1 pseudogene is annotated in these 307 nt (G+C 70.0%); it reads right to left on the reverse strand.

Annotated elements, in window-relative coordinates:
* Positions 1 to 307: pseudogene (locus J0695_RS43440) on the reverse strand (UDP-glucose 6-dehydrogenase); the annotation flags it as partial.

The following is a 307-nucleotide window of genomic DNA, read 5'->3' on the forward strand; positions in this document are numbered from 1 at the left end:
GGTCCGCTCCGAGTTCACCGGCCCTGGCCATGAACCCGCGGAGGTCCTTGGGGAGGCAGCCGCCGCCGAACCCGAGGCCTGGCCCCAGTCCGGCCCGGCCGATACGGATGTCGTGGCCCAGCGCGTCGGCGAGTTGGTGGACGTCGGCCCCTGACGCCTCGCAGACCTCGGCCATCGCGTTGATGAACGAGATCTTCAGGGCGAGGAAGGCGTTCGCGGAGGCCTTGACCAGCTCGGCGGTCGCCCAGTCGGTGACGATCGCGGGCGTCCCGGCTTCGAAGATCTTCGCGTAGCACTGCCTCAGGAG

This window comes from Streptomyces beijiangensis (assembly GCF_017315755.1).
GTDB lineage: Bacteria > Actinomycetota > Actinomycetes > Streptomycetales > Streptomycetaceae > Streptomyces > Streptomyces beijiangensis.